The following is a 25,527-nucleotide window of genomic DNA, read 5'->3' as shown; positions in this document are numbered from 1 at the left end:
ACAGCGAAGCGGAGCAGCACCATGGCCACCAAAAGCGTACTCAGCGATTCCAAGCAAGTCGAACGCGCAGTTTCCCTGATCCAACTCGGCGCGCGCCTGCAGGTCTTGGAGAGCGAGACCGACCTGTCCTACGAGCGCCTGCTGCGCCTCTATAAGGAAGTGGCAGGCCGCTCACCCAGCAAAGGTCAGTTGCCGTTCTCGACCGAATGGTTCCTGACCTGGCAGCCCAACATCCACGCCTCGCTGTTCCAAAACACCTACCAGTACCTCAGCAAAGTCAGCGCGCTCGAAGACATTGACGCCATCATGCGGGCCTACAAGCTTTACACCGAACAAATCGCGGCCTGCGGGGTCGAGCCGCTGCTGTCGATCACCCGGGCCTGGCGGCTGGTGAAGTTCATTGACAACAATATGCTCTCGATGACCAGGTGTTCCAAGTGCGGCGGCCACTTTGTGAGCGAGGCCTACGAAACCTCGCGGCACTTTGAGTGCGGGCTGTGTTCGCCACCAGCGCGCGCCGGCAAAGGCGCAGCATCGGGCGGCATTTTGCTGCACTAAATTCAAGCCCGGCCGAAGTACGACGATATGATTGTCAACGCCCAAACGTTCGGGCCTTCTTGAAATCCAATCCACATGTTCGTACTCGTCGGCTGGTTGATCATCTTGGTGTGCGTGTTTGGCGTGTTCATCGCCCACGGGGGCAACATCATGGTGGTTTTGAAGGCCCTGCCCTTCGAGTTGATTGCCATCGGTGGCGCTACCTTGGGTGCCTTTCTGGCCAACAACCAGATGAAAGTGGTCAAAGCCACCCTGAAAGGTCTTGGGGAATGCTTCAAGGGCAGCAAGTACACCAAGGCGCGTTACATGGAACTGATGGCGCTGCTCTACGACATCTTGCAAAAGGCCCGCAAAGAGGGCCTGATGGCCATTGAGAACGATGTGGAGAACCCCCACGAGTCTGCACTGTTCAAGAAGTACCCCACCGTGGGCAGCGACCACCATGTGGTCGAGTTCATTACCGATTACCTGCGCATGATGGTCTCTGGCAACCTCAATGCCCATGAAATCGAGTCCTTGATGGACAGCGAGATTGAGACACACCACCAAGAAGCCCATGCGCCGGTCGCGGCGCTGCAGCGCGTGGCTGGCGGCCTGCCAGCCTTCGGCATTGTGGCCGCGGTGCTGGGGGTGGTGAACACCATGGGTTCGGTCGGGCAACCCCCAGCGGTACTTGGCGGCATGATCGGTGCGGCGCTGGTGGGTACCTTTCTGGGCATTTTGCTGGCCTACGCGTTTGCCGAACCCTTGGCTGGTGTGCTCGAACAAAAGGTGGAAGAAGCAGGCAAGGAACTGCAATGCATCAAAACCACGTTGCTGGCCAGCATGCAGGGCTACAACCCATCGACTGCGATCGAGTTTGGTCGCAAGGTGCTTTACTCCACGGAGAGGCCCTCGTTTGTGGAACTTGAAGCCCACGTGAAGAAGAAATAAGGCCCCGCGTCCCACACCATGGCCACAGAAGCGAAGAAGCTCCAGCCGATCATCATCAAGCGGGTCAAAAAGGGCGGCCACGCTGTGCATGGGGGCGCCTGGAAGATTGCTTATGCGGACTTTGTGACCGCGATGATGGCCTTCTTCTTGCTCATGTGGCTGCTGGGCAGCACCACCGAGGGCGACAAGAAAGGCATTTCCGATTACTTCCAGTCACCGCTCAAAGTGGCGCTGCAAGGCGGCAGTGGCTCGGGCTCGAGTAACAGCGTTATTCTGGGTGGTGGCAACGACCTGACCCAAGTGGTTGGACAGAATAAGCGCGGTGACAACAGCGACCAGAAGGCTCCGAGATCGCCCGAAGAAAAGGCCAAAGCCGAGCGCGCCAAGAAGGACGACCAGCAACTCGCCGCGCTGAGCGCCAAGATCGCCAGCGTGATCTCCAACAGCGAAAAACTCGCTGAGTTCAGCTCCCAAATCAAGCTGCAGATCACGCCCGACGGCCTGCAAATCCTGATCGTCGATGACCAAAAGCGGCCTATGTTTGACAGTGGTAGCGCGGTGGTCAAACCGTACTTGCGCGAGATCCTGCGCGAAATCGGTGTGGCCTTGCTGGATGTGGACAACAAAATCAGCCTGGACGGACATACCGACCGCCAGGGCTACAGCGGCGGAGCGCGCGGCTACAGCAACTGGGAGTTGTCGGCCGACCGGGCCAACTCGACCCGGCGCGAGTTGATCGCTGCGGGCATGCCGGAGGACAAACTCGCGCGCGTGGTGGGCATGGCGTCGAGCGTGCTGCTCGACCCCAACGACCCATACAGCCCCAGCAACCGGCGCATGACCATCCTGGTGATGACCAAGGAGGCCGAGGAGCGTCTTTTGTACGGCGGAAACCCGCCCGTGGAGATCAAAGCTGGCGGTACGCTCACGCCACCAGTGCCTGGCACCACGCCTTGATGCCTGTGTTTTTCAGTCATACTTGCGGCACCTTGCAAATCGAGTGCGAAAGAGTTTTCCATGCCTAAAGAACTTCGCTTTTTAATTGTTGATGACTTCTCCACCATGCGGCGAATCGTTCGGAATCTGCTGAAGGAAAGCGGCTTTGCCGATGCAGACGAAGCCGAAGACGGCGTGGTGGCACTACAAAAGCTGACCAACGGCAGCTTTGACTTTGTGGTGAGCGACATCAACATGCCCAACATGAACGGCTTTCAGTTGCTCGCTGAAATCAAGAAAGACGACAAGCTCAAGCACATTCCGGTGCTCATGGTGACTGCCGAAGCCCGCAAAGAAGACATCGTGATGGCCGCCCAGCAAGGGGCATCTGGCTACATCGTCAAGCCATTTACCAAGGCCACGCTGGAAGACAAGGTCAACCACATCCTGACCAAAGCGGGGCTCAAGTAAACATGGCGGCAGATCCCTCGTCCACACAGCCCCCCCTGCCCAGCGCCGCCGATGTGCACCGCATGCTCGGTGCCTTGACGCGGCAACTGCACGATTCGCTGAACGGCCTGGGCTTGGCCGACAAAGTCAAGGACTGGGCGGGTGAACTGCCCGACGCCAAGAGCCGCCTGTCCTACATAGCGCGCCTCACCGGCGAGGCTGCCGAGAAGGTACTTAACCAGGTGGACCAGGCCAAGGCCCAGCACGACTTCATTGCCTCCGAGACCCGCCGCATAGGCGCGCTGATTGCCAAAGACCCGGTGTCCGCCGTGGCCAAGGGGCATGTGATGAATTTCGTGAGCGATGTTGAGAAGGCCAGCCAGCAAGTCGATGCTCACCTCACCGAGATCATGCTGGCCCAAGACTTCCATGACCTCACTGGACAGGTCATTGCCCGAGTGGTCCAACTGGCTGCCAATATCGAAGAGCAGTTGGTGACTTTGCTGATCCAGACCGCACCACCGGAGGCCGCGGCCAAACCGGCTGCCAGCAAAGGACCGTATGTGCCGGCGCTGGATGGCCCAGTCGTCAAAACCACCGACAACCCCGAGGTGGTGACCAACCAGTCTCAGGTGGACGATCTGCTGGCCAGCATGGGGTTTTGATTACCGGGGCATTCGCCCCGTTTTTCTGTCTTTAGTTTCGAAAGTCGCTCGCGACAATGGTGAGAACGTAACTGTCTCTCACCATGGACTCTGGTAGCCAAGATCGCAACTTACCGGCCTCGGAACGCAAGCTTCAAAAAGCCCGCGACGACGGCCAGGTCAACCGCTCGCAAGACCTTTCGCACCTTGCGGTGCTGGGTGTGGGCTCGCTGACGCTGCTTGTACTCGCACCGGTGCTGTTTGACCACCTGCGCGTGGACATGGTGCGCCAATTCTCTTTCGATGCTGCCACCATGAAGGAGGCCACCACCATGCTGACCCGCTTGGGCGACGCGGTGACTGTGGGTGTGGTGGGCAGCACCGTGTTTGCGATTGTGGTGATGGCCACCGCCATCTTGGCCGCTGTGGCATCTGGTGGGTGGGTGCAAAGCCTCAAGCCCCTGATGCCCGACTTGAGTCGCCTCAACCCGCTCTCGGGCCTGGCCAACATGTTCTCCAAACAAAAAATGATCACCACCGCGAAGATGGTGCTGCTCACCTGCATTCTGTTTGCGGTGGCAGCGCTGTTTCTCACCGACGGCATGCAGACGGTGTTGACCTTGGTGATGCAGCCCTCGAATTCGGCCATCGCCCAGATCACCCGCTGGATCACTGGTGGCATCGGGCTGATGCTCTTGGTGTTGCTGCTGGCAGCCATGGTGGATGTGCCTTTGCAGTCCTACCTGCACAAAGACCAGATGAAGATGTCACACCAGGAGGTGAAGGAGGAAGGCAAGGAGGCCGACGGCAACCCGCAAATGAAGTCGCGCATGCGCCAGCGCCAGCGCGAGATGTCGCAAGGTGCCAGCATCAATGCGGTGCCCAAGGCCGACTTCGTGGTGATGAACCCAACCCACTTTGCGGTGGCCATCCGCTACGACGAAAAAACCATGCGCGCGCCCCAGGTCATCTCCAAGGGCGCCGACTTGCTGGCCATGCGGATTCGCGACCTGGCCAAGAGCCATTCCATCCCCGTGCTGCAGTCCCCGATGCTGGCGCGCGCCCTGTACGCCAATGCCGAGCTAGACCAAGACATTCCCTCAGCGCTGTACACCGCAGTCGCCCAGGTGCTGGCCTATGTGTACCGGTTGCGCGCCGCGCTCAAAGGACTGGGTCCGATGCCCGGCGAACCGCCCCAACCTGTTGTACCGGTTGAACTCGATCCCCACCACAAACTTGCCAAGGCAGCACGCGCATGAACCCCCAACTGCAAAGCCTCAAGCAGTGGTACTCCAACAATGCCCGCGTAGTGCAGGGCGCGGCCGCCCCCATGCTGGTGGTGGCTGTGCTGGCCATGATGGTGCTGCCCCTGCCGCCGACCTTGCTGGACGTGTTTTTCACCATCAACATCGCGGTGGCGCTGATGGTGATGATGGTGGCCGCCTACATGGTGCGGCCGCTGGACTTTGCTGCCTTTCCCAGCGTGCTATTGCTCACTACGCTGATGCGCCTGTCACTCAACGTGGCCTCCACTCGGGTGGTGCTGCTCGAGGGCCACACCGGCCCCGGCGCCGCAGGTGCGGTCATTGAGGCTTTCGGCCATTTCCTGATCGGCGGCAACTTTGCAGTTGGTCTGATCGTGTTTGCGATTCTGGTGGTGATCAATTTCGTGGTGGTCACCAAGGGTGCCGAACGCATTGCCGAGGTGTCCGCCCGCTTCACGCTGGACGCGATGCCGGGCAAGCAAATGGCGGTGGATGCCGACCTCAACGCCGGCCTGATCGACGAGCCGGAGGCCAAGCGCCGCCGGCTGGAAATTGGCGAAGAGGCCGAGTTTTTCGGCTCGATGGACGGTGCTTCCAAGTTCGTACGTGGCGACGCGATTGCCGGCATCCTGATCTTGTTGATCAGCATTTTTGGTGGCTTCGCCATCGGCATGCTGCAGCACGACCTCAGCGCCTCGCAGGCGGCCAACAGCTACATCCTGCTGGCGGTGGGCGATGCACTGGTGGCGCAGATTCCGGGCCTGCTGATCTCGGTGGCTGCCGCCATGGTGGTGTCACGGGTGGGCAAGGACAAAGACATCGGCAAGCAAATCGTCTCGCAAATGTTTGTGTCGCCACGGGTGCTGGGCATCACTGCAGTCATCATGTTCATCTTGGGCGTGATTCCCAACATGCCGCACTTGGTGTTCCTGTCGATCAGCGCGGTGCTGGCCTATGGCGCCTGGATGCTGGCACGCAAGCCCATCGAGGCGCCAGTGGTGGCGCCGCCGCCCACCAGCGACGGCGAGGCCTCCTGGGACGACTTGCAGCCGGTAGACCAGCTCGGCTTGGAATTGGGTTACCGACTGATTGCACTGGTGGACAAAACCCGTCAGGGCGACTTGCTCAACCGCATCAAGGGCGTGCGCCGCAAGTTTGCCCAAGAGGTGGGCTTTTTGCCGCCACCCGTGCATGTGCGCGACAACCTGGAACTCAAGCCCAGCGCCTACCGCATCTCGCTGCGCGGCGTGATTGTGGGTGAAGGCGAAGCCTTTCCGGGCATGTACCTCGCCATCAACCCCGGCGGCATCACCACGCCGCTTTTGGGTACGGCCACCAAGGACCCAGCGTTTGGCCTGCCAGCGCACTGGATCGACGACAAGCAAAAAGAAGCGGCCCAAATGGCCGGCTTTACCGTGGTTGATTCCGAGACTGTGATGGCCACCCACTTGTCACACTTGATGCAAGTGCAAGCCAGCAAATTGCTCAGCCGCACAGAGACCCAACAACTCGTGGAACACGTCACCAAACTGGCCCCCAAACTGATGGATGAAGTCGTCCCCAAAATGGTCTCGGTTGCGGTCTTTCAGAAGGTCTTGCAGCTGCTCTTAGAAGAGTCGGTGCACATCCGCGACATCCGCACCATCGTCGAGTCCATCGCCGAACACGCAGTCAGCACCCAAGACCCGGCTGAGCTGGCCAAGCGGGTGCGCGTGGCGCTGTCGCCGGCCATCGTGCAGCAGATCTACGGCCCCACCCGCGAGCTCAATGTGATTGCCATCGACCCCAGCCTGGAGCGTTTGCTGGTGCAGGCCTTGGGCAATTCCCAGGGCCAGGCGCTGGACCCCGGCGTGGCCGACATGCTCTCTAAACACGCCGCAGAGACTGCCCTCAAGCAAGAAGAAATTGGCGTGCCTGCCTGCCTGCTGGTGCCCGACCCGATCCGCAGCGCCATGGCCCGGCTGCTGCGCCGCGTCGCACCCCGTTTGCAGGTGCTGGCGCACAGCGAAATACCTGAAACCCACACCATCCGCATTGGTCCGATTCTCCGAGGTGCCACATGAACATCCAGCGCTTTACTGCCGCCACATCCCGCGAAGCATTGGCCAAGGCCCGCATGGCCTTTGGCGAGGGCACACTGATTTTGTCGAACCGCCCCACCGATACAGGTGTGGAGGTGCTGGCCACTGGTGAAGACAGCCTGGCCGAGATCGAACCGGGCCCAGGTAGTGGCTACAACGGCGCATCCACGCCCAACCAAGCCAGCGGCAAATCCAAACCCACTGCACCTGCCAAAGAGCCGAGCTACCGCGAAGTGGCAAGCCAGGTCGAGGAAGACGCGGCACAGCTGGCCATGAGCACCCTGTCGTTCCAGGACTATGTGCGCGAACGCATGGCCAAGAAACGCCAGGCCACCTTGCCCGAGCCGCCCAGGCTGATCCACATTGCGCCCGATCCGCTGGCGCGTCCGAGTGCCCCACCGGAGATACGCACCCCAGCACCCGCACCGCGCAAAACTGCGGCCACGTCAGCACCCGAGGCCGGCATACCGCTCAGTATTGAACGTGAGCTCCATGCGATGAAAGCCATGATGGAGGACCGCTTCAATACCTTGCACTGGCTGGGCCAGGCGCGCCAGAATCCCATCCAAGCCAACCTGATGCTCAAGCTGATCCGGGCCGGCTACTCACCCTCACTATCGCGCTCAATCATGGAGCGCATGCCCGAGACCCTGGACGCGCAGCATTCCACCCAGTGGGTGATGGATGTGCTCGAACGCAATCTGCGCACCGACGCTGGGGGCCCCGAGCTGCATGAAGAGGGTGGCGTGTTCGCACTGATCGGTGCCACCGGCGTGGGCAAGACCACCACGGCGGCCAAACTCGCCGGCCTGTGCGCACGTCGGCACGGCCCCAGCAGCGTCGGCCTGATCACACTAGACACCTACCGCGTAGGTGCCCAGGAGCAGCTGCGCGCCTACGGAAAAATGCTGGGCGTGGTAGCCCACCTGGCCCACGACCGCGCCGCCTTGCAAGACCTGCTGGGCTTGCTGGCAGGAAAAAAGATGGTACTGATCGACACCACCGGCCTGGCCCCGCGCGACCCTCGCAAACGCGAAATGCTGGAGCTGCTGGAGATACCCGAGGTCAAGCGGCTGCTGGTGCTCAACGCGGGCGGCCACGGCGACACTCTGGAAGACACCGTGGGCCAGTTCAAGTCCCCCAAGGGGCAGCAAGTGATCTTTTCGAAGATCGACGAGGCGGTCAAACTCGGCCCGGCGATGGACGCAGCGATCCGCCACCAATTGGTGTTGCGCGGCGTAACCACCGGCCAGCGTGTCCCCGAGGACTGGGAAGCCGCCAGCGCCAACAAACTGGTGCGAGCCTCGCTGCGCTCTTCAGGCAACTCCGCCTTCGACCCCAAGATCACCGACTTGGGTTTCCTGTTTAGCCAGCCTTCCGAAGGCGCCCATTCCTTCACACCGGTTGGTGGGGCCCTGCATGCATGAGGCATTGCACCACCAGGCGACGGGGCTCGTGGGCTTGTCGCGCCACAGCGGCGCCAGCCTGGTCGCCATGGTCCAGCATGGCGATGACAGCAGCGAGATGCCCTTGCTTTGGCAACTCTGCAACGCCATGGTCGGCCTGGGCTACCCGGTCACGGTGCTCGATGCCACCCAAAGCGAATCCGCCCCTAACCCTGGTCTGAGCGAGCTGTTGGAGTACCGCTTCGGCAGCACCCAAGGCGAGTACAGCCCGCGGGACTGGAGTGTGCTGCCCTCGGCGCAGGGCCTGCAACGCATGCGCCCCCTGGCTGGCACCCACAGCAAACACCGCCAGCATCCGCTAGAGCGCCTGGGCGAGCTATTCACCCACCACGGCGTGGTCGTGCTGTACGCAGGCGTCGATATGCTGGTGGACTTACTGGGCGGCACTGCAGCGCGGCCCCTGCTGACCGTCGCGCCCCGCAGCACCTCCCTATTGACAAGCTACATTGCGCTCAAGCGCTTGCTGCGCAAAGGTGGCCTGGAGCCCACCTTGTTGCATATGATGGAGCCCACCGCCCAGGACCAGCAGGCGCAGGCACCCAGCGCGGCTTACAGTCTCACAGAGTGCGCCCGTAACTTTTTGAACTACGACGTGAACCCAATTGCAATGGACCTCAGCCCAGGCCCGCAGTCCGAATTGGACCTGCGCCGCCTGGCCATGCGGCTGCTGGAACATGCCCTGCCCTTGCGTGAACACACGCCAGCGCGAACACTACCCACCGGCTCTGCGCAAGGGCCCGAGGCCAGGAGCCACTGATGTACACCGCCAAGGGGCAACTTGACCGCAATGCACTGATCAAGCAGTACCAGCCACTGGTGCGCCGCCTGGCCCACCACATGATGGCCAAGCTGCCTCCCAGCGTGGAGGTCGACGATCTGATCCAGGTCGGGCTGATCGGCCTTGCCGACGCCCTCACCCGCTTCGAGGCGTCCCAGGGCGTGCAGTTCGAAACCTTTGCGACCCAGCGCATCCGCGGCGCCATGCTGGACGAACTGCGCGAGAACGACTGGATGTCGCGTGGCTCGCGCAAGAGTCAAAAAGACATTGAGACCGCGATGCGCAAACTCGAACACAAGCTGGGTCGCAGCCCGGCCGAGTCTGAAATTGCCAACGAACTCGGTCTGACCCTGGCCGACTACCAAAGCCTGTTGGGCAAGGTACGAGGCACCCAACTGGTCTACCTCGAAGACATGTCGGGCCGCACCGAAGACGACGACACCTACCTGGACCGCCATGTTGTCGACACCGAAGCCGACCCACTGAATATGTTGCGCGACCAGCGCCTGCGTGTCAGCCTGGTGCAGGCCATCAAGACGCTGCCCGAGCGCGAGCAATACGTGATGAGCATGTACTACGAGCAGGACATGAACCTCAAGGAAATTGCCGCCGTGCTGGAAGTCACCGAGTCGCGCGTCTGCCAGCTGCACAGCCAATCGATCGCGCGCCTTCGCGCAAAAATGCGATCCCACTGAGCACTGCCGAATGGGGCGTGCAGCGCGCGGCTTGCGCGCATGCGCACCGGCCTGCACTTACGCGGCAAAATCAACACCGGCAAGGCCGCCAGCGCGGCCGCGCGCCCACCACCCCACAGGACCACGCCATGAAAATTCTGATGCTCCACGGTATCAACCACAACATGTTCGGCAAGCGCGACCCAAAGCAGTACGGGACCACCACGCTCGACGAAATCAATACCAGCCTGCTGACGCTGGGCCAAGCGTTGGGTGTGGAGATCGAGACCTTTCAGACCAACCACGAAGGCGCGATGTGCGAGCGCATCCACCAGGGCTACTTTGACAACGTCGACGCAGTGCTGATCAACGCCGGCGCTTGGACGCACTACAGCTACGGCATCCGCGACGCGCTGGCAGTGCTGTGCTGCCCGGTGGTGGAGGTGCACATGTCCAACATCCACGCCCGCGAGCCCTTTCGCCACACTTCAGTGTTCGCCGAAATTGTGGTCGGCCAGATTTGCGGCTTCGGTGCGAACAGTTACTTGCTGGCCCTGCGGGCCGCGGTGGATGCGGTGCGCGCTCGCAGCGCTATGCCGCCAGCACCTTGAACTGACCCGATTGCGGCGCCACCGCACCAAACGGACTGCTACTTTTCCCATAAGTCGAAGGCGCGGGGGTGGGAACCACGACTTGCAGCGCCTGGTGAACGTAGGCACTGCGGCGCGCCAGGCTCTCACGCAACACGCCCATGCCCTGGGCCAGGGCCACAATACGGTGCCGTTGCGCCGCGTCCATCGTCAATACAGGCTGGGCACCACCCAGCAGCGGCGCCAGTTCCAGCACCAGCGCGTGCAGAGTTGCGCTGGCGTCGGCCAGTGCGGGCGCGTCGCCCGTGGCCAAAACAGTGGCGGCCTGGTTGAAGCTGTGCTCCACGCGGTCCAGATGGTCTTGCAAGGGGGTGGTCATATCAGGTCCTAGGCAGCCCCAAATGGCGCGCAGGACCTGCAGGCGCAGCGGCTTAGCGTGCGCGAACTAGCATTTCCTGGGCATTGGCGAGAAGTTTGTCGGCAATCGCTTCGGCATTGACCTCGTAGCTGCCGTCCTCGATAGCTGCTTTCACCGCAGCCACCTTGGCGCTGTCGACATCCGCTGCTTGCGAAAGATCGGGCTTTTCGAGTGCCCGCGCCAGGTTGGAGACCGACACCGACACCGAAGCCGAACCGGCCGAGCTTTTCGCGGACGCAGCAGGCTCCAGGCTCGCCTTTTGGGCGGCAGGCGGGTTGGTCTGGACGACCGACGCGCTGAGATCTGTGGGTTGACCAATTTTCATAGCATGCTCCAAAACCACGGTATGCGTAGCCTCGTACCGTCAGTATCGGCCCGGTTGACGCGGACTTGAGGGCTTTTTTCACATCTGCCCCACTTAGATGGCCAACAGCACGGTACGGGCATCGACCACCGTGCCACTGGCAATGCGGCCATTATCCATGCGCACCCGCGCGGTTTGCCCAACCACACCAGCGGAGAGGGCCTGTGCCAAGCTGGTCACCTCAAATCCTGGGCCTTGGGCCACGACCCGAACCTGTGCACCAGCGGAAAACACCTGGGCCGGGCGGACCATGCCTTCGCGCAGCACCGCACCGGTGCCCAGGGGGCGAGTAGCAACCTGGCCCAACCAGCCGCTGGGCTCTGCCAGCACTGCCTGACTGGCCTGGGCCCAATCGGCCTCGGCCTGTACCAGATCAGACTCCTCCAGTACCGCACCTGCGGGTACCTGGCCGCGCACCACCCACGCCGGGCCAAAGGCCTTCACCTCAACCGGCAAGGTGACATTCCAGCGCGTCACACCGTCCACACAGCGCAGACCAACCCGGCTGCGTCCCCACAAGCGCCCGCCCACGGGCAGGTAGGGCTCTAACTTGGCACAGGGCGTAAGCTTGAGACGGGGGTCCACTTGGCCCACTGCGACCTCTATTCGCAAGGCCACACCGTGGGGAGCGGCTTGCTCGGCTGCAGCCTCGGCCCATTTTTGGGCCACGGCGCTAAGCGAGGGCGCCTGGGCTTGGGCAATACCAGCGAGCAACCCGACCCCGACGAACAAGCCTGCCGTCCAGCGCCGCACCAAGGCGCAAGGCCGATCGGCGAAGGAACGGTTGGTGGTTTGCTGGTATGTACGCATCGCGGCAGCTCCTGTTTTGCGGTTGCCACCCAGGGCCACCGATGCGCAGAACTATAGGCAGGCAACCGAGCGCAAAGCGTCACAAATACGCGCAAAACCCACCGCTATTCCAAAGCTTGCACGACTCAAGTTTTCCCATAATCGTCGCACGCCCCCAGGACCGGGCCCCTCCGCTACCGCCTGGGATCAACCGCATACGAGGTGCTGCCATGCTTGCAAACTTGACCGCCGCGCTGGACTTTCAGGGCAAGGCCCTCGTGGTCCGTGCCGACCGCCAGCGCGTCATCGCCAGCAACATTGCCAACGCAGACACGCCGGGCTATGCCGGGCGCGACGTCAACTTCAAAGAAGCGATGCAGGCCGCCTTGGGCACCTCCAGCAGCCTGACCCTCAAGCCTACGCCGCCATCCGGGGTCCGGGCCGACAGCGTCAGCCATAGCCAGCACATCCCGCTGCAATCCACCTTGGGTAGCCTGGGCGGCAGCGGACCGGCGCTGGAATACACCACACAAAGCCAGCCCGCCATGGATGCCAACAGCGTGGACCTGGACCGGGAACGGGCCAACTTTATCGACAACGCGGTGCGCTACGAGGCCACCCTACGATTCATTAACGGCAGTTCAAGAACGATCTTGAGCGCCATTCAAGGCCAGTAACCATGTCCATGTTCAGCATTTTCAATGTGTCGGGCAGCGCGATCAGCTCGCAGTCGCAGCGGCTCAACGTGGTGGCCAGCAACCTGGCCAACGTCGATGCGGTCGCCGGGCCCGACGGCCAAGGCTACAAAGCGCGCCAGGTGATGTTCGAAACCGTGCCCATGGGCTCGGAGGCCTCCAGTGGCGTCAAGGTCAGCAAGATTTTGGAAAGCGACGCGCCCCTCAAGCGGGTGCACAACCCGATGCACCCCTCGGCCGACGCAGAAGGCTATGTGACGCAGTCCAACGTCAATCCGGTAGAGGAAATGGTCAACATGATCTCCGCCTCGCGCTCCTACCAAAACAACGTCGAGGTGATGAACACCGCCAAGACGCTGTTACTCAAAACCCTGCAAATGGGCCAGTAAGGCCGAAAGGACATAGACCATGGTTGCCGCCGTTTCTTCCTCTACTTTGTCTAACGCGACCTCGGCCGCCGGCCAGACCAGCGCCCAGGAGCAGTCCGACCGCTTCATGAAGCTGCTGGTGGCACAGCTCAACAACCAGGATCCGTTGAATCCGATGGACAACGCCGAGATGACCAGCCAGATGGCGCAGATCAACACGGTCTCCGGCATCCAGACGCTCAACGAAAGTGTGAAATCGCTCTCCGACCAGTTCACCTCGATGCAGTTGCTGCAGGCCACTTCGATGATCGGTCGCGAGGTGCTGACCCCTGGCAACGCCGTCTCAGTGCATTCCGGCGTGGGCAAGGGCGCGCTTAGTCTGCCTGCCAACGCCGACAAGGTCACGGTTCAGGTGCGCAGCCCGAGCGGCCAGTTGCTCGACACCATCGAACTCGGCGCCAAAGCGACTGGCCGCCACAGTTTTGAGTGGAACGCCTCAGGCTACACCGGCTCGGGCGCACCCACCTTTTCCGTATCAGCCAGCAACGGGGGCAAGGCGGTCAGCGCCACCACCTTGCGGCGCGACACCATCACCGGCGTCGACAACGCAGCAAACGGCGTCAGCTTGGCGCTGCGCAGCGGCGGCACCGCCCCGCACAGCTCCATCCAAGCCATTCTTTAATTCGAAACGAGGACACCACCATGAGCTTCCAAACAGGGCTTTCCGGTCTGAACGCTTCCAGCAAGAGCCTGGACGTCATAGGCAACAACATTGCGAATGCCAACACCGTGGGCATGAAGGCCGCGCGGGCCGAGTTCAGCGACATCGTGGCCTCGACCATCTCGGGCGCAGGCGGCAACAATGGTGGCATCGGGGTGTCGGTGGCGGCGGTCACCCAGCAGTTCACCCAGGGCAATGTGACCATCACTGGCAACAGCCTGGATGTGGCCATCAACGGCGGCGGCTTTTTTCAGGTGACCAAAAACGACGGCACCACCGCCTACACACGCGACGGCCAGTTCAAGCTCGACAAAGAAGGTAATTTGCTGACCAACGCCGGCTCGGCGGTGATGGGCTACCCCACCGACGTGCTGGGCGTGGCGATCGGCACTTCCCCCATACCACTGACCTTGCCCACCACCGCGCCAATTGATGCCAAGCCCACTGCGGTGGTGACTGCCGAGTTCAACCTGGATGCGCGCGCCAAGGACTCGGCCCAAGCGATTGCAGCGGGCCAGACCCCAGACCCACGCTCCAAATATGGCACCTCGCTTACCGTGTTCGACGCCCAAGGTGTGCCGACCTCGCTGAGCCTGTACTTCGAAAAAACCGTTGGCACGCCCAACACCTGGGATGTCTACCCCGACACCAGCCTGCCCGGCACCGCGCTGGGCCAGATCACTTTTGACGCAATCGGCAAGATCAGCGGTCCGCTCATTGGCGGTGTGGGGCCGGGATTTGGCCTGACCTTTGCGGCTGGCACCATTCCCTCGGACAACCCCAACGAAGCCACCGGCTTTCTGCCCCAGGCCATTGATGTCAACCTCAATGGTGCCACCCAGTATGGCGTGACCTTTGCGGTGTCCAACTTGTCGCAGGACGGCTACACCTCAGGCGAATTCACCGGCCTGACCATCAACGAAAAAGGCGTGATCACCACCACCTACTCCAACGGTCAAAACCTCAAAACCGGCGGCATGATTGCACTGGCGGACTTCCGCAATGTGCAGGGCTTGGCACCGATTGGCCGCGGCGAGTACCTTGAGACCTTTGGCTCAGGACCCACGATTTTGGGCCAGCCCACCGCCGGCCGATTTGGCGATCTGCGTTCGGGCGCGGTCGAAGAATCCAACGTCGACCTCACCGCCGAACTGGTCAACATGATGACCGCGCAGCGCAACTACCAGGCCAATGCGCAGACCATCAAAACCCATGACCAGGTGTTGTCCACCTTGGTCAACCTGCGCTAAAGCGTAGCGGCCACATCGCACCGGATAACGCCCCATGGACCGCCTGATCTACACCGCCATGACCGGGGCCAATGCCGCCGCCAACCGGCAAGCCATCCTGTCCAACAACCTGGCCAATGCCTCCACCAACGGCTTTCGTGCGCAGCTCGAAACCTACCGCGCCGTGCCCCTGCGCGGCGAGGGTGCGACCACCCGGGTGTTTGCTGTGGAGTCCAGCGCGGGCTTTTCCGACAAGGCCGGTCCCGCCACCCGCACCGGGCGCAGCCTGGACGCAATGAACGTGGGCAACAGCTACTTTGCGGTGCAGGGGCAAGACGGCACCGAAGGCTATACCCGCAACGGCCAGTTTGAAGTCTCACCGGACGGCACGCTGCTGACTGGCACGGGCAGTGTCGTGCTATCTGGCGACGGTGCACCCATCGTGGTGCCTACCAACGCCGAGGTGTCCATCGGCAACGATGGCAGCATCAGCGCCAAGGTCGGCTCCGAGCCTGCCACCACCATCGGTAGGCTCAAGCTGGTGACCCCCAACGCCGAAGATCCGATCCGGCGCAGCGAGGACGGACTGTTCCGCGCCCTCTCAGGCAACCCGCTGGACAACGACGATACCGCGCGCGTCCAGGTCGGCGCACTTGAAGGCTCCAATGTCAACCCGATCGAAACCATGGTCGGCATGATTCAAACCGCACGGCAGTTCGAAGCGCAAATGCGCTTGCTACAAACCGCCGAATCCAACGACCGCTCGGCCGGGCAGCTGCTCAGCCTGCAAGGCTAAACCTGAAGGACACCGCCCATGATCAACTCGCTTTGGATCTCCAAGACCGGCATGGAAGCCCAGCAAATGCAGCTGGACGTGATCTCCAACAACCTTGCCAATGTCTCCACCAATGGCTTTAAAAAGGCGCATGCTGTTTTTGAGGACCTGATGTACCAAAACCTGCGACAGGTGGGCTCCAACACGTCGGAGCAATCCACCCTGCCCACGGGCTTGCAAGTGGGCTTGGGCGTGCGCACCGTGGCTACCAGCCGCTCCTTCTCGCAAGGCAATTTGCAGCAAACCAGCAACAACCTGGACATCGCGATTCAGGGCAACGGGTTTTTCCAGGTGACCATGCCGGACGGCACCACCGGCTACACGCGCGATGGCGCATTCCAACTGGACAACCAGGGTCGCGTGGTCAACTCCAGCGGTTTGCTGGTGCAAGGTGGCGTCACGGTACCGGCCAATGCCACCAGCGTCTCGGTGGCCAGCAATGGCACCGTGACCGCCTCGGTGCCAGGCAACGCGGCGCCACAGAACATTGGCACCATCACCACCGCCAGCTTCATCAACCCCGCCGGCCTGGAGCCCAAGGGGCAGAACATTTACCAAGAAACCGCAGCCTCCGGCCAGCCCAATGCGGGCACCCCGGGCGCAGACGGTCTGGGCAGTCTGATGCAGGGCTTTGTGGAGACTTCCAACGTCAACGTGGTGCAGGAACTGGTGACCATGATCCAAACCCAGCGCGCCTACGAGATGAACTCCAAGGCCATCCAGACCTCGGACCAGATGCTGCAAAAGCTGGGGCAGCTATGAACTGGCGCAGCCTGTCCTTGGGCATTGCACGCGTCGCCGCCTTGGCCGGTCTGTGCGCAGCCTGCGCACCGCTGCCGCAAAAGGTGGCGGTGGACTTTGCCGAGCCACGCCCCACGCCCACCGCCAGCGCTCAGCCGGTGCCAGCACGCCCGGCCACCGGCAGCCTCTTTAGTACCGCCAGCTACCGGCCTGCCTTTGAGGACAGCCGGGCACGCCTGCTGGGCGACATCGTGACCATCCAGATCGTGGAAAGCCTGGCCGCCAGCCAGGTCTCGAGCTCCACGGTCAACCGCAACACCTCGGCCCAGAACACGATCACCACCGCACCGCTCAACAGCATCATTGGCGCGGACCTCAAGAATCTGGCCACGGCGGTCTCGACCGACAACGACTTTTCAGGCAAAGGCGGCACGCAAGCGGCCAACACCTTTACTGGCTCCATCACTGCCACCGTGGCCGAGGTGCTGCCCAACGGCCACCTGATGGTGGTGGGGGAAAAACAAATCGGCGTGAACCAAAACGTCGATGTGATGCGCTTTTCCGGCACCGTCGATCCGCGCCTTTTGCAGCCCAACAACATCATCAGCTCGCTGCAAGTGGCCAATGTGCGGGTCGAATCGCGCGGCCGCGGTGCCCAGGGCGAAGCGCAAACAGTTGGCTGGTTATCGCGCTTCTTTTTGAGCTTTAACCCGTTCTAAAGTTTTCCAGAATGGTGCCGGGGACCAGTGACCCCTTTGGGGTCCGCCCACACACCGATTTGGACCATGACACACCCAACTTCTACCTTTGACAGCTTGCCGACGCCTGTGCGCCCGGTGTGGTTGCGCGTGTGCGCGTTGCTGGTATGCCTGCTGATGCTTCCCTTTGCGCATGCAACGCGTATCAAGGAAGTTGCATCGATTGAAGGCGTGCGCAGCAATGCGCTCACTGGCTTTGGCTTGGTGGTCGGACTCGATGGCACCGGCGACCAAACCACCCAAATGCCCTACACCACCCAGGGCCTGTCCAACTACCTCAAGCAGTTGGGCCTGACCTTACCGCCGGCCCAGTTGGCCCAGCTGCAAATGAAAAACGTGGCCGCCGTGCTGGTGACCTCGCAGCTGCCCGCCTTCGCCCGGCCAGGCCAGGCGCTCGATGTGAATGTGTCCTCTTTGGGTAACGCCAAATCGCTCAAGGGCGGCACCCTGATCAGCACGCCACTGAAGGGCGCCGACGGCGAGGTGTATGCCCTGGCGCAAGGCAACCTGATCGTGGCAGGTGCCGGCGCATCCGCTGGCGGCAGCAAAGTAACCGTCAACCACCTCAGCGTGGGCCGCATCCCCGAAGGTGCCCAGGTGGAACGCTCGGTGCCCACCGCCTTGCAGGTGGGCGAGAGCCTCAACCTCAGCCTCAATGCCTCCGATTTCCAGACCGCGCGCCGGGTAGCAGAAGCGGTCAACCGCCGCTTCGGTGCGGGTGTAGCACAGGCCTTTGACGGGCGTACCGTGCAGGTGCGCGCGCCGATCAACCCCAACGACCGCATCAGCTTCATCGCCGAAATGGAAGAGCTGCCAGTGCAGACCTCGGTGGCGGCAGCCAAGGTCATCGTCAACTCGCGCACCGGCTCCATCGTGCTCAACCAGTCCGTCACCCTGGGCGCCTGTGCCATCGCCCACGGCAACCTGTCGATCACCATCTCCAGCACGCCGGTCATCAGCCAGCCCAACCCGCTCTCGGGGGGACAGACGGTGGTGAGCGAGCAGACCAGCATCAACATCCGGCAAGAGGCCGGCCAGCTGATCCAGATTCCGGCAGCAGCCCAGCTCTCGGACGTGGTGCGCGCGCTCAACTCACTGGGCGCCACACCGCAGGACCTGCTGGCCATTTTGCAAGCCATCAAGTCCGCCGGCGCGCTCAACGCCGAGCTGGAGGTGATCTGACATGAGCTTGGGCGCCATGCAGTCCAACGCGCTCCGCACGGACGCCTTGGCAGCCGACGTCCAGTCCCTGGGCAAGCTCAAGGCCGCCGCCGATAAGGGCAGCGCCGAGTCCATTCAGGAGGCGGCCCGCCAGTTCGAGTCGCTGTTCATGAAAGAGCTGCTCAAGAGCATGCGCGAGGCCACGCTCAAGTCGGGCATGCTCGACAACGCGGGCAGCGACCTCGGCAGCGATTTGCTCGATCAGCAATTTGCATTGCAGATGTCGGGGCAAGCCGGTGGGCTCTCCAGCCTGATCGCACAGCAATTGAGCCGCCAGATGGGCCAAGCCAGCACTGCCTTGGACACCCAGCCACCACCAGCCGCCACCTCCGTCACAGGATCACCAGTCGCCACCTCGGTGGCGGGGGCACCCGCTGGTTCGGCCTCTGCACGGCAGGCCGCATTTGTGGCGCAACATGCGGCGGCAGCGCAGCGGGTGGCGCAATCCAGCGGTATCCCAGCGGAGTTCATGCTGGGCCAAGCGGGCCACGAAACCGGCTGGGGCCGCCAAGAAATCAAGGGCGAAGGCGGCGCGCAGTCGTTCAACCTCTTTGGCATCAAGGCCGGTGGCCAGTGGCGCGGCAAGGTGGCAGAAACCACCACCACCGAGTACGTCAACGGTGTGGCCGAGAAGCGGGTAGAGAAATTCCGCGCCTACGACTCCTACGAAGAATCCTTCCGGGACTACGCTCGGCTGATCTCCGAAAGCCCGCGCTACGCCAAGGTACGACAAACCCAGTCGGCAGAATCCTTTGCCAGTGCATTGCAACAAGCCGGGTACGCCACCGACCCGGAGTACGCCAGCAAGCTCAGCCGGTCCATCAATGCGACGCTGCAACTGCGTCGGGCGCAGGCCTAAGGAGCGCGCATGGGCATTCTCACCATTGGCACCCAGGCGCTGCAAGCCAACCTGGTGGCGCTGCAAACGACGGGCAACAACATTGCTAACGTCAACACCCAAGGCTATTCACGCCAGCAGGTGATCATGCAGACCATCGAAGGCCAGTTCAGCGGGGCTGGCTATATCGGAAAAGGTGTTTCGGTCGAAACGATTCGGCGCAGCTTTGATGCCTTCTTGACGCGCCAGTCAGCAGTCGCCGGATCGGTGCAGGCCTCGGACGCCATACGGGCCGAGTTTCTCGCGCAGCTGGGCCAGGTGTTTCAGGGCGGCGCGCAGGGCCTGGGGGCGGCGATCAACGACATGATGAACGCCTTCTCCGATGTGGCCAGCGCACCCACCGACATGACCGCACGCACCGTGCTGCTGACACGGGTGGACGAGGCCGCACGGCGCATGTCTGCCGAACCGCAGCGTCTCGACGAAATCCAGAACGGCGTGACGCTGCAATTGCAAGAAAACGTCAGCACCATCAACACATTGGCGAAAAACATCGCCGATGTGAACCAGCAAATCGCACGTGCACTGGGCTCCGGCCAACCGCCCAATGACTTGCTGGACCGGCGCGACCAGCTCATCCGCGACCTCAACCGCCTGGTACAAACCTCGCAAGTGCCCGCCGATGACGGCACGGTCGGGGTGTTCATCGGCGGCAGCCAGGCGCTGGTGCTGGGTAGCAAAGCGGCGGAGGTCTCGCTCACCGTAGACGACTTCGCCGATCCGCTGAGGAACAAGCTCGCCATCGTCCGTGACGGTGTGTCGGTCACGCTCGAAGAAAGCACCCTGGGTGGGGGCGAGGTGAGCGGCTTGCTCAAGTTCCAAAACACCGACCTGGTGGAAGCGCGCAGCCTGCTGGGTCGCATCACGGTGGCGGTCACCGAGTCGATCAATGCGCAGCACCGCCTGGGCCTGGACCTGGACGGCAACGTGGGCGGCAACCTGTTTACCGCAACCCAGTTCACCGCCGCCAACGTGTTGGTCCCGGTGCCGCCAGCCACTGTCAACACCGGCGCCAACGCAGTGGCCGGCGCGATTCGAATCGGCATCAGCGATGCCAGCCGCTTTGCGGCCTCGGACTACGATGTGCGGTTCACGTCTGGCGCCACAGGCGTCGTCACCCGTCGCTCCGATGGCGTGGCCACCGACTTCAGCTTTGCGCCGGGCGACGGCGTGTCGGTGCCCGGTGTGTTCAGTTTTCGCCAGGCGGGCGACCCGGTGGCCGGGCCGTTCACCGGCACTGCCATCGACGGGCTGGCGCTGGGTGCCGACGTCACCACCGCGCCCAATGCGGGCGACCGCTTTCTGCTCAAGCCCTTTAGCACCCAATCCAACGACATCACCCGGGAGTTTTCCACACCGCGCGCGTTGGCTGTGGGCAGTCCAATCGCGGTCTCGCTGACGCCCACCAACCTGGGTTCGCTGGCCGTGTCGAGCCTGCAAGCCAAGACGCAGGCCACCACCGCTGCGGCACCGATGGGCAACTACACCATCTCGTTTACCGTGACGCCCACCGGCACCACCTACGACATCCTTGACAACACCGCTACCAGCGTGGCCACCGGCACCTACACCTCAGGCAAACCCATCAACTTCTTGCCCGTCGGCGCCCCCGGCTTTTCACTCACACTCACCGGCGCACCGAGCCAGGGTGACAGCGTCTCCATCAAGCAAAACAACTTTGCCAACCTCAGCGGCGGCAACGCGAAGGCCATGATGGACCTGCGCGACGTCACCATGTTCGACGGCGCCGCCATGACCGACGGCTACGCCAGCCTGATTGGCACCATCGGCATCCGCTCCCAAAGCGCGAACTACTCGGCCGATGTGTCTTCCAACATTGCGGTCAATGCGGAGAAAAACCGCACCAGCATCTCCGGCGTCAACCTCGATGAAGAGGCGGCCAAGCTGCTGCAGTACCAACAGGCCTACCAGGCTTCGGCCAAGATGATTCAGATCGCGCAAGGCATTTTTGACACGCTGATACAGGGCATCTCCCGATAGTCCCCCAGGCACAGGAGCACCGCTATGACCGTCAACACACTCTCCCGACTAGGTACCGCCAATGCGTACGACAGCACACTGCGCAATCTGCAAACACGCCAAAGCGATCTGTCCAACCTGCAAGAGAGCCTGACCTCGGGGAAAAAAATCAACCGCCCCAGCGACGACCCCACCGGTGCAGCCCAGGCCGAGCGCGCACTCAACCGCATTGCCCGCATCGCCACCGACCAGCGGGCGCTGGAGTCCCAGCGCAACGCCATTGCCAGCGCCGAGAGCACCCTGGGCGATGTGACTGAGACACTGCAAAACATCCGTGCGCTGGTGGTCAGTGCCGGCAACGGCACCCACACCGCCGCCGAACGCGCCACCATCGCAAACCAAATCAACGGCCTGCGCGACCGGGTGCTCACGCTGTCCAACGCCAAAGACAGCAACGGGCTGCCGCTGTTTGCTGCACTGGGCAGTGCACTCTCACCCTTTGTGGGCCCAGCGGCAACGCAACCCGACTACACCTTCGATGGCCTGCCAGGACAGTCGTCGACCGACGTGTACGCGATTCCTTTCACTCTGGACGGCGAAAGTGCCTTCATGCACCAGCCTGCGCGCGATGGCGTCTTCAACATCACCGTGGGTAACCTCACCAGCCCGGGCAACTCCATCCCCACCACCCGGGGCCTGCTGACCGACAACATCACCGTCACCGACACCGCCATCGTGGCCAACACGGCGGCACTGGCGGCAGCCACCGCCGGTGCGCCCGACTATCCTACCTACACCGTGACCTTCACCACAGTGGACTCCACCACCACGCCGGGCACCACCGCAGTCACCTACGAGATCACGGAGACCCCGGCGGTGACCACGGGGGTCAACCCGGTTTTTGCTGGAGCTGCGTCGTACAAGACCGGCGAGACCGCCAAGATCGCCATCACTGGCATCCCAGGCATGAGCTTCAATATCACCGGCACACCACCGGTGAGCGACAAAGCTGCTGGTGCCACGGTGGTGGGCAGCCCGGCCGTGGGCGATGTCATCACGGTGGCACCACGGCGCAGTGTGTTCAGCGTCATTGACACCGCCGTCAACGACATCGGCAAAGCGGCCAACGCCAATGCGGCCACCCAAGCGGTGTCCCAGGCGCTGCACAATATCGACAAAAGCATGGCCCGTGTTTCAGCGATCCGAGGACAGGCCGGTGACTTGCTGGTGCGTGCCGACAGCATCACCAACACCAACAGCAAACGCAACATTGAGCAAGAAGGCAACCGCTCGCGGGCAGAAGACCTCGACATGATCGAAGCCATCTCCGACTTCAACAACCAGCAAACCGGCTACCAAGCCGCGCTGCAGTCCTACGCGCAGGTACAGAAGCTTTCGTTGTTCAACTTCATTGGTTAACCTGCCCGACCCGTATGTCCAGCCTCAACGTCACCGAAATCAAGGCCTTCGTACCCGCCAAGGATTTCGGGCTATCCCAGCAGTTCTACCGGGATCTGGGTTTCACCACGGCCTCCGAGGGTGGGGGCCTGGCGTACTTTCGCTTTGGAAGCGTGAGCTTCTTGCTGCAAGACTTTTGCGCAGAGGGTGTCGCCGAGCACTTCAATCTGCACTTGCTGGTCGAAGACGTACAAGCTTGGTGGGACCATGTGCAGGCCAGCGGCGTCGTAGCCAAATACGGTGTGCGCTGTACCGAGCTGGAGGACCAGCCTTGGGGTATGCGGGACTTTTGTCTTTCTGATCCCGCCGGCGTTTGTTGGCGCATCGGGCAAAACACACGGTAGCGCCCTGAGGGCGCCAAAAGGCGCTGCTACCGCCGAGATCGCTGATGGGCGCTCCAAGGTGCAAAGCGTGTCTCAGGCCTGCTCCGCCATGCGCTGTTGCAAAGTGCGCCAGAACTGCGGCTGCTGGGTGGTCGCGAAGTTGATGCGCATCAGGCTGCTGGGCGCGCGCTCGGCGTGGAACAGCGCGCCGGGTGCCAGCAGGTAGCCCTCGTCGAGCATGCGCTGGGACAGCACATCGGTGTCCACCCCGGTCTGTACCCAACCAAACAAGCCCACCGGATCAGCGGCAAAACTGCAGCCGTGCGCCAGCGCAAGTTTGACGCTGCGGCCCCGCGCTGCATCGAGCCGACTGCGGATGCGCTCGGCGTGGCGGCGCAGCTGGCCTTGCTCGATGCAGCCGGCCAGCGCGCGCTCCAGCAGTGCCGGTGTGGTGAGCGTGGACAGCAGCTTGGTATCCAGCAGCGGCTCCACCAGATCGCGCGGCGCAGCCAGATAGCCCACCCGCCAATTGGGCGCAAGAATCTTGGCAAAGCCCCCGACATAAATTGTGCGCTGCAGCCCATCGAGCGCGCACAGCCGCGTGGCATGTTCCGGGGCGAAGTGGCAGTAGGTGTCGTCTTCGACCACATGGAAGTTGTGCTGGTGGGCCAACTGCAGGATGCGGTAGGCGCAGGACGGGCTCAGACAAAAGCCGGTCGGGTTGTGGAACACGCTCACGCTCACAAACAGCTTGGGCCGGTGGGCTTCGCAGTAGCGTGCCATCACCTCCAGGTCAGGTCCCTCGGCACGACGCGGCACCGGCAAGATGCGCATGCCCAAGGCGTCCAGCCGCGCGAACTCGATGGCCCAACCGGGCTCCTCCACCATCACGTAGTCCCCAGGGCGCAGCAGGGTGCGGCTCACGATGTCGAGCGCGTGGGTGGCGCCCACCGTGGTCATGATTTGCTCGGGCGCGGCCTGCACAGCCACACCGGCCAGCTTGGTCGACAAGGCACGGCGCAGCACGCCGTCACCCAGCGGCTCGCCGTACTGCAACGACAGCGCGTTGAGTGCATCGGTGCCGCAACTTCGGCGCACGGCCGTGGCCAAAAACGTGGTGTGCAGCCAGTCAGGCGGCAGCACGCCCATGCCCGGCTGTGGCTTCGCGCTGATGCCATGGAACATGCCTCGGATCAGCGCGGTCGCATTGAGCGGGGCGCGGTGGTGGACGGTCGCTTGCGCGGGCACGCTGCCGCTGGGCGCACCCTGGGCTGGGGCGGAGCCAAAGGGTACCTGCGCTGTGCCCGACAGCTTACCTTCACGCACATAAAAGCCCCGGTTGCGGCGCGCCTCGACCAGGCCTTGCGCCAGCAACTGGTCGTATGCGCCCACGACGGTGGAAGGGCTCACACCCTGCTGCTGCGCGCACTGGCGCACCGAGGGCAGGCGCGCGCCCGGCGCCAGCAAACGGTCGCGGATGCGCTGCGCAAAGCGCTGCGCCAACTGCTCGGTGAGCGACTGGGTGCTGCTTTTCATCAACATAGGGGACCCTCGGGACATGGAAGAAAGCCTTTGCCAATCACACCGGTGTGGAGCAATCTGCGCACCATTTGCCGGGCACACCACTGCACGGGTTTAAGCCTCGGTCGCGGCAAGGGCCTTCATCTCTTGGTAGGTGTAGATGGCATTCGCGTTGGGTTGGTTGCGGGCCAGCGCAACCATGGCCTGCGCGATCTCGGTGGTTCGGATCGGTCGGTACTGGGCCGGGACCAGCGGCGACACCCAGGGCGCGATGACGGAAAGCAGCTGGGGCGTGTGCACCGACCCAATGATCACCGACGGTCGAAGGATGCTCACACACGCAAGCCCCTGGGCCAGCACCGCGTGTTCGGCCTCGCCTTTGACGCGTGCATAGCGCGGCATGCCTGCGGCGCCCGAGCCGGTGACGCGGGCCGTGATGTCCGCCCCGATGGCAGACATGAACACCAGGTGCTGCACCCGCCCCGAGTCCTTCAACCCAGCGGCAAACGCTGCATTGAGATCCACATCGATAGCGCGGTGCTGCGCCAGCGACATCTGCGCCGTGCCCGCACCCACGCCAAGCACACTGAAGCCGACGGCTTGCGCGTCACTGCCCTGCAACGCCGCCGCCACGGCCTGCCGCAGAGCCTGCGGCTGCATGTCGGGTACCAGGCACTCCTCTAGCCTGGCGTTTGCACTGGCTTGGGCAAGGATAGAACGGCGACCCACCACGACCACGCGGCTGAAGTGCGCAGAGCGCAGGATGTCGGTCAGCAGTGCTTTGCCGACGGAGCCGGAAGCTCCAAGAAGAATGGCTGTGGTGGGCATGGTGT

The 25,527-nt window shown here is 62.7% G+C and carries 28 protein-coding genes; 23 read left to right on the top strand and 5 right to left on the bottom strand.

What is annotated here, in order from left to right; all coding sequences use genetic code 11:
- Positions 1–21 precede the first annotated feature (21 nt).
- The 11 genes from flhC to aroQ all read left to right on the top strand — a co-directional run bounded on the left by flhC (position 22) and on the right by aroQ (position 10,396).
- Positions 22–558 carry a flagellar transcriptional regulator FlhC gene (gene flhC, locus ACILRC_RS09960; protein WP_395669213.1) on the top strand — a complete coding sequence of 179 codons (537 nt, stop codon included), beginning with the start codon at positions 22–24 and terminating at the stop codon, positions 556–558.
- 75 nt (positions 559–633) lie between these two features.
- Complete coding sequence (gene motA / locus ACILRC_RS09955) at positions 634–1,491, top strand: flagellar motor stator protein MotA (protein ID WP_395669212.1); 858 nt, start codon at positions 634–636, stop codon at positions 1,489–1,491.
- 18 nt (positions 1,492–1,509) lie between these two features.
- Positions 1,510–2,448, top strand: coding sequence for a flagellar motor protein MotB (motB, locus tag ACILRC_RS09950; RefSeq protein WP_395669211.1), 939 nt, complete (start codon positions 1,510–1,512; stop codon positions 2,446–2,448).
- Positions 2,449–2,508: 60 nt separating this feature from the next.
- Positions 2,509–2,898: a chemotaxis response regulator CheY gene (gene cheY, locus ACILRC_RS09945; RefSeq protein WP_395669210.1), complete on the top strand. Its 390-nt coding sequence runs from the start codon at positions 2,509–2,511 to the stop codon at positions 2,896–2,898.
- Between the two features lie 2 nt (positions 2,899–2,900).
- Positions 2,901–3,542, top strand: a complete 642-nt coding sequence (locus tag ACILRC_RS09940) for a protein phosphatase CheZ (RefSeq protein WP_395669209.1) — start codon at positions 2,901–2,903, stop codon at positions 3,540–3,542.
- An 83-nt stretch (positions 3,543–3,625) separates the two neighbouring features.
- On the top strand, positions 3,626–4,780 hold the full coding sequence (locus ACILRC_RS09935) for a flagellar biosynthesis protein FlhB (RefSeq protein WP_395669208.1): 1,155 nt from the start codon (positions 3,626–3,628) through the stop codon (positions 4,778–4,780).
- Positions 4,777–6,849, top strand: a complete 2,073-nt coding sequence (flhA, locus tag ACILRC_RS09930) for a flagellar biosynthesis protein FlhA (RefSeq protein WP_395669207.1) — start codon at positions 4,777–4,779, stop codon at positions 6,847–6,849. The genes ACILRC_RS09935 and flhA overlap by 4 nt, the downstream gene beginning before the upstream one ends.
- Positions 6,846–8,294 carry a flagellar biosynthesis protein FlhF gene (gene flhF / locus ACILRC_RS09925; RefSeq protein ID WP_395669206.1) on the top strand — a complete coding sequence of 483 codons (1,449 nt, stop codon included), beginning with the start codon at positions 6,846–6,848 and terminating at the stop codon, positions 8,292–8,294. The genes flhA and flhF overlap by 4 nt, the downstream gene beginning before the upstream one ends.
- A complete protein-coding gene (locus tag ACILRC_RS09920) occupies positions 8,287–9,090 on the top strand; it encodes a hypothetical protein (RefSeq protein ID WP_395669205.1) in 804 nt (267 codons plus the stop codon). Before flhF ends, ACILRC_RS09920 begins: the two co-directional genes overlap by 8 nt.
- Positions 9,090–9,806, top strand: a complete 717-nt coding sequence (locus ACILRC_RS09915) for an RNA polymerase sigma factor FliA (RefSeq protein ID WP_395669204.1) — start codon at positions 9,090–9,092, stop codon at positions 9,804–9,806. Before ACILRC_RS09920 ends, ACILRC_RS09915 begins: the two co-directional genes overlap by 1 nt.
- A gap of 128 nt (positions 9,807–9,934) precedes the next feature.
- Positions 9,935–10,396 (top strand): type II 3-dehydroquinate dehydratase, encoded by a 462-nt coding sequence (gene aroQ, locus ACILRC_RS09910; protein ID WP_395669203.1) that lies wholly within the window; start codon positions 9,935–9,937, stop codon positions 10,394–10,396.
- On the opposite strand, the gene ACILRC_RS09905 is transcribed toward aroQ, so the two are convergent.
- From ACILRC_RS09905 to flgA, 3 genes are all read right to left on the bottom strand, one after another.
- The gene (locus ACILRC_RS09905; protein ID WP_395669202.1) at positions 10,377–10,754 is read right to left on the bottom strand and encodes a hypothetical protein; all 378 of its coding nucleotides are present in this window, start codon (positions 10,752–10,754) and stop codon (positions 10,377–10,379) included. The genes aroQ and ACILRC_RS09905 overlap by 20 nt on opposite strands.
- Positions 10,755–10,806: 52 nt before the next feature.
- Positions 10,807–11,118 carry a flagellar biosynthesis anti-sigma factor FlgM gene (flgM, locus tag ACILRC_RS09900; protein ID WP_395669201.1) on the bottom strand — a complete coding sequence of 104 codons (312 nt, stop codon included), beginning with the start codon at positions 11,116–11,118 and terminating at the stop codon, positions 10,807–10,809.
- A gap of 93 nt (positions 11,119–11,211) precedes the next feature.
- Positions 11,212–11,967, bottom strand: a complete 756-nt coding sequence (gene flgA, locus ACILRC_RS09895) for a flagellar basal body P-ring formation chaperone FlgA (RefSeq protein ID WP_395669200.1) — start codon at positions 11,965–11,967, stop codon at positions 11,212–11,214.
- A 209-nt stretch (positions 11,968–12,176) separates the two neighbouring features.
- Between flgA and flgB the strand changes: the two genes are divergently transcribed.
- The 12 genes from flgB (at position 12,177) to ACILRC_RS09835 (ending at position 23,194) form a co-directional block, all read left to right on the top strand.
- On the top strand, positions 12,177–12,623 hold the full coding sequence (gene flgB, locus ACILRC_RS09890; RefSeq protein WP_395669199.1) for a flagellar basal body rod protein FlgB: 447 nt from the start codon (positions 12,177–12,179) through the stop codon (positions 12,621–12,623).
- 2 nt (positions 12,624–12,625) lie between these two features.
- The gene (gene flgC / locus ACILRC_RS09885; RefSeq protein WP_395669198.1) at positions 12,626–13,030 is read left to right on the top strand and encodes a flagellar basal body rod protein FlgC; all 405 of its coding nucleotides are present in this window, start codon (positions 12,626–12,628) and stop codon (positions 13,028–13,030) included.
- 19 nt (positions 13,031–13,049) lie between these two features.
- Positions 13,050–13,691 (top strand): flagellar hook assembly protein FlgD, encoded by a 642-nt coding sequence (locus ACILRC_RS09880; protein WP_395669197.1) that lies wholly within the window; start codon positions 13,050–13,052, stop codon positions 13,689–13,691.
- Positions 13,692–13,711: 20 nt separating this feature from the next.
- Positions 13,712–14,980, top strand: coding sequence for a flagellar hook protein FlgE (gene flgE / locus ACILRC_RS09875; RefSeq protein WP_395669196.1), 1,269 nt, complete (start codon positions 13,712–13,714; stop codon positions 14,978–14,980).
- A gap of 34 nt (positions 14,981–15,014) precedes the next feature.
- Positions 15,015–15,755 (top strand): flagellar basal body rod protein FlgF, encoded by a 741-nt coding sequence (locus ACILRC_RS09870; RefSeq protein ID WP_395669195.1) that lies wholly within the window; start codon positions 15,015–15,017, stop codon positions 15,753–15,755.
- 18 nt (positions 15,756–15,773) lie between these two features.
- Positions 15,774–16,556: a flagellar basal-body rod protein FlgG gene (gene flgG / locus ACILRC_RS09865; RefSeq protein ID WP_395669194.1), complete on the top strand. Its 783-nt coding sequence runs from the start codon at positions 15,774–15,776 to the stop codon at positions 16,554–16,556.
- Positions 16,553–17,254: a flagellar basal body L-ring protein FlgH gene (locus ACILRC_RS09860; protein ID WP_395669193.1), complete on the top strand. Its 702-nt coding sequence runs from the start codon at positions 16,553–16,555 to the stop codon at positions 17,252–17,254. The genes flgG and ACILRC_RS09860 overlap by 4 nt, the downstream gene beginning before the upstream one ends.
- Positions 17,255–17,320: 66 nt before the next feature.
- Positions 17,321–18,475 carry a flagellar basal body P-ring protein FlgI gene (locus tag ACILRC_RS09855; RefSeq protein WP_395669192.1) on the top strand — a complete coding sequence of 385 codons (1,155 nt, stop codon included), beginning with the start codon at positions 17,321–17,323 and terminating at the stop codon, positions 18,473–18,475.
- 1 nt (position 18,476) lies between these two features.
- Positions 18,477–19,373 (top strand): flagellar assembly peptidoglycan hydrolase FlgJ, encoded by an 897-nt coding sequence (gene flgJ / locus ACILRC_RS09850; protein WP_395669191.1) that lies wholly within the window; start codon positions 18,477–18,479, stop codon positions 19,371–19,373.
- Positions 19,374–19,382: 9 nt separating this feature from the next.
- Positions 19,383–21,413, top strand: coding sequence for a flagellar hook-associated protein FlgK (flgK, locus tag ACILRC_RS09845; RefSeq protein WP_395669190.1), 2,031 nt, complete (start codon positions 19,383–19,385; stop codon positions 21,411–21,413).
- A gap of 24 nt (positions 21,414–21,437) precedes the next feature.
- Positions 21,438–22,811, top strand: a complete 1,374-nt coding sequence (flgL, locus tag ACILRC_RS09840; protein WP_395669189.1) for a flagellar hook-associated protein FlgL — start codon at positions 21,438–21,440, stop codon at positions 22,809–22,811.
- Positions 22,812–22,825: 14 nt separating this feature from the next.
- Entirely contained in the window at positions 22,826–23,194 is a 369-nt protein-coding gene (locus ACILRC_RS09835) for a VOC family protein (RefSeq protein ID WP_395669188.1), read from the top strand.
- A gap of 72 nt (positions 23,195–23,266) precedes the next feature.
- Here ACILRC_RS09835 and ACILRC_RS09830 read toward each other — a convergent pair whose 3' ends face one another.
- Entirely contained in the window at positions 23,267–24,715 is a 1,449-nt protein-coding gene (locus tag ACILRC_RS09830) for a PLP-dependent aminotransferase family protein (protein WP_395669187.1), read from the bottom strand.
- A gap of 93 nt (positions 24,716–24,808) precedes the next feature.
- A complete protein-coding gene (locus tag ACILRC_RS09825; RefSeq protein ID WP_395669186.1) occupies positions 24,809–25,522 on the bottom strand; it encodes an NAD(P)H-binding protein in 714 nt (237 codons plus the stop codon).
- Between the last annotated feature and the right edge of the window lie 5 nt (positions 25,523–25,527).

Origin of the sequence: Rhodoferax sp. (assembly GCF_044236835.1) — a bacterium.
Taxonomy (GTDB): domain Bacteria; phylum Pseudomonadota; class Gammaproteobacteria; order Burkholderiales; family Burkholderiaceae_C; genus Allorhodoferax.
The sequence above is the reverse complement of the archived record's forward strand: the minus strand, read 5'-3'. Positions and strand labels throughout refer to the sequence as shown.

Excerpts from the sequence above, each read along its gene's own strand:
- flgC (WP_395669198.1), top strand. The coding sequence starts at position 12,626 with ATGTCCATGTTCAGCATTTTCAATGTGTCGGGCAGCGCGATCAGCTCG.
- ACILRC_RS09905 (WP_395669202.1), bottom strand. The coding sequence starts at position 10,754 with ATGACCACCCCCTTGCAAGACCATCTGGACCGCGTGGAGCACAGCTTC.
- ACILRC_RS09860 (WP_395669193.1), top strand. The coding sequence starts at position 16,553 with ATGAACTGGCGCAGCCTGTCCTTGGGCATTGCACGCGTCGCCGCCTTG.
- flgA (WP_395669200.1), bottom strand. The coding sequence starts at position 11,967 with ATGCGTACATACCAGCAAACCACCAACCGTTCCTTCGCCGATCGGCCT.
- cheY (WP_395669210.1), top strand. The coding sequence starts at position 2,509 with ATGCCTAAAGAACTTCGCTTTTTAATTGTTGATGACTTCTCCACCATG.
- motA (WP_395669212.1), top strand. The coding sequence starts at position 634 with ATGTTCGTACTCGTCGGCTGGTTGATCATCTTGGTGTGCGTGTTTGGC.
- flhF (WP_395669206.1), top strand. The coding sequence starts at position 6,846 with ATGAACATCCAGCGCTTTACTGCCGCCACATCCCGCGAAGCATTGGCC.
- aroQ (WP_395669203.1), top strand. The coding sequence starts at position 9,935 with ATGAAAATTCTGATGCTCCACGGTATCAACCACAACATGTTCGGCAAG.
- flgE (WP_395669196.1), top strand. The coding sequence starts at position 13,712 with ATGAGCTTCCAAACAGGGCTTTCCGGTCTGAACGCTTCCAGCAAGAGC.
- ACILRC_RS09855 (WP_395669192.1), top strand. The coding sequence starts at position 17,321 with ATGACACACCCAACTTCTACCTTTGACAGCTTGCCGACGCCTGTGCGC.
- ACILRC_RS09830 (WP_395669187.1), bottom strand. The coding sequence starts at position 24,715 with ATGTTGATGAAAAGCAGCACCCAGTCGCTCACCGAGCAGTTGGCGCAG.
- ACILRC_RS09870 (WP_395669195.1), top strand. The coding sequence starts at position 15,015 with ATGGACCGCCTGATCTACACCGCCATGACCGGGGCCAATGCCGCCGCC.
- flgM (WP_395669201.1), bottom strand. The coding sequence starts at position 11,118 with ATGAAAATTGGTCAACCCACAGATCTCAGCGCGTCGGTCGTCCAGACC.
- flgJ (WP_395669191.1), top strand. The coding sequence starts at position 18,477 with ATGAGCTTGGGCGCCATGCAGTCCAACGCGCTCCGCACGGACGCCTTG.
- flgK (WP_395669190.1), top strand. The coding sequence starts at position 19,383 with ATGGGCATTCTCACCATTGGCACCCAGGCGCTGCAAGCCAACCTGGTG.
- flgB (WP_395669199.1), top strand. The coding sequence starts at position 12,177 with ATGCTTGCAAACTTGACCGCCGCGCTGGACTTTCAGGGCAAGGCCCTC.
- ACILRC_RS09915 (WP_395669204.1), top strand. The coding sequence starts at position 9,090 with ATGTACACCGCCAAGGGGCAACTTGACCGCAATGCACTGATCAAGCAG.
- ACILRC_RS09835 (WP_395669188.1), top strand. The coding sequence starts at position 22,826 with ATGTCCAGCCTCAACGTCACCGAAATCAAGGCCTTCGTACCCGCCAAG.
- ACILRC_RS09920 (WP_395669205.1), top strand. The coding sequence starts at position 8,287 with ATGCATGAGGCATTGCACCACCAGGCGACGGGGCTCGTGGGCTTGTCG.
- ACILRC_RS09880 (WP_395669197.1), top strand. The coding sequence starts at position 13,050 with ATGGTTGCCGCCGTTTCTTCCTCTACTTTGTCTAACGCGACCTCGGCC.
- ACILRC_RS09940 (WP_395669209.1), top strand. The coding sequence starts at position 2,901 with ATGGCGGCAGATCCCTCGTCCACACAGCCCCCCCTGCCCAGCGCCGCC.
- flgL (WP_395669189.1), top strand. The coding sequence starts at position 21,438 with ATGACCGTCAACACACTCTCCCGACTAGGTACCGCCAATGCGTACGAC.
- flhC (WP_395669213.1), top strand. The coding sequence starts at position 22 with ATGGCCACCAAAAGCGTACTCAGCGATTCCAAGCAAGTCGAACGCGCA.
- ACILRC_RS09825 (WP_395669186.1), bottom strand. The coding sequence starts at position 25,522 with ATGCCCACCACAGCCATTCTTCTTGGAGCTTCCGGCTCCGTCGGCAAA.
- ACILRC_RS09935 (WP_395669208.1), top strand. The coding sequence starts at position 3,626 with ATGGACTCTGGTAGCCAAGATCGCAACTTACCGGCCTCGGAACGCAAG.
- motB (WP_395669211.1), top strand. The coding sequence starts at position 1,510 with ATGGCCACAGAAGCGAAGAAGCTCCAGCCGATCATCATCAAGCGGGTC.
- flgG (WP_395669194.1), top strand. The coding sequence starts at position 15,774 with ATGATCAACTCGCTTTGGATCTCCAAGACCGGCATGGAAGCCCAGCAA.
- flhA (WP_395669207.1), top strand. The coding sequence starts at position 4,777 with ATGAACCCCCAACTGCAAAGCCTCAAGCAGTGGTACTCCAACAATGCC.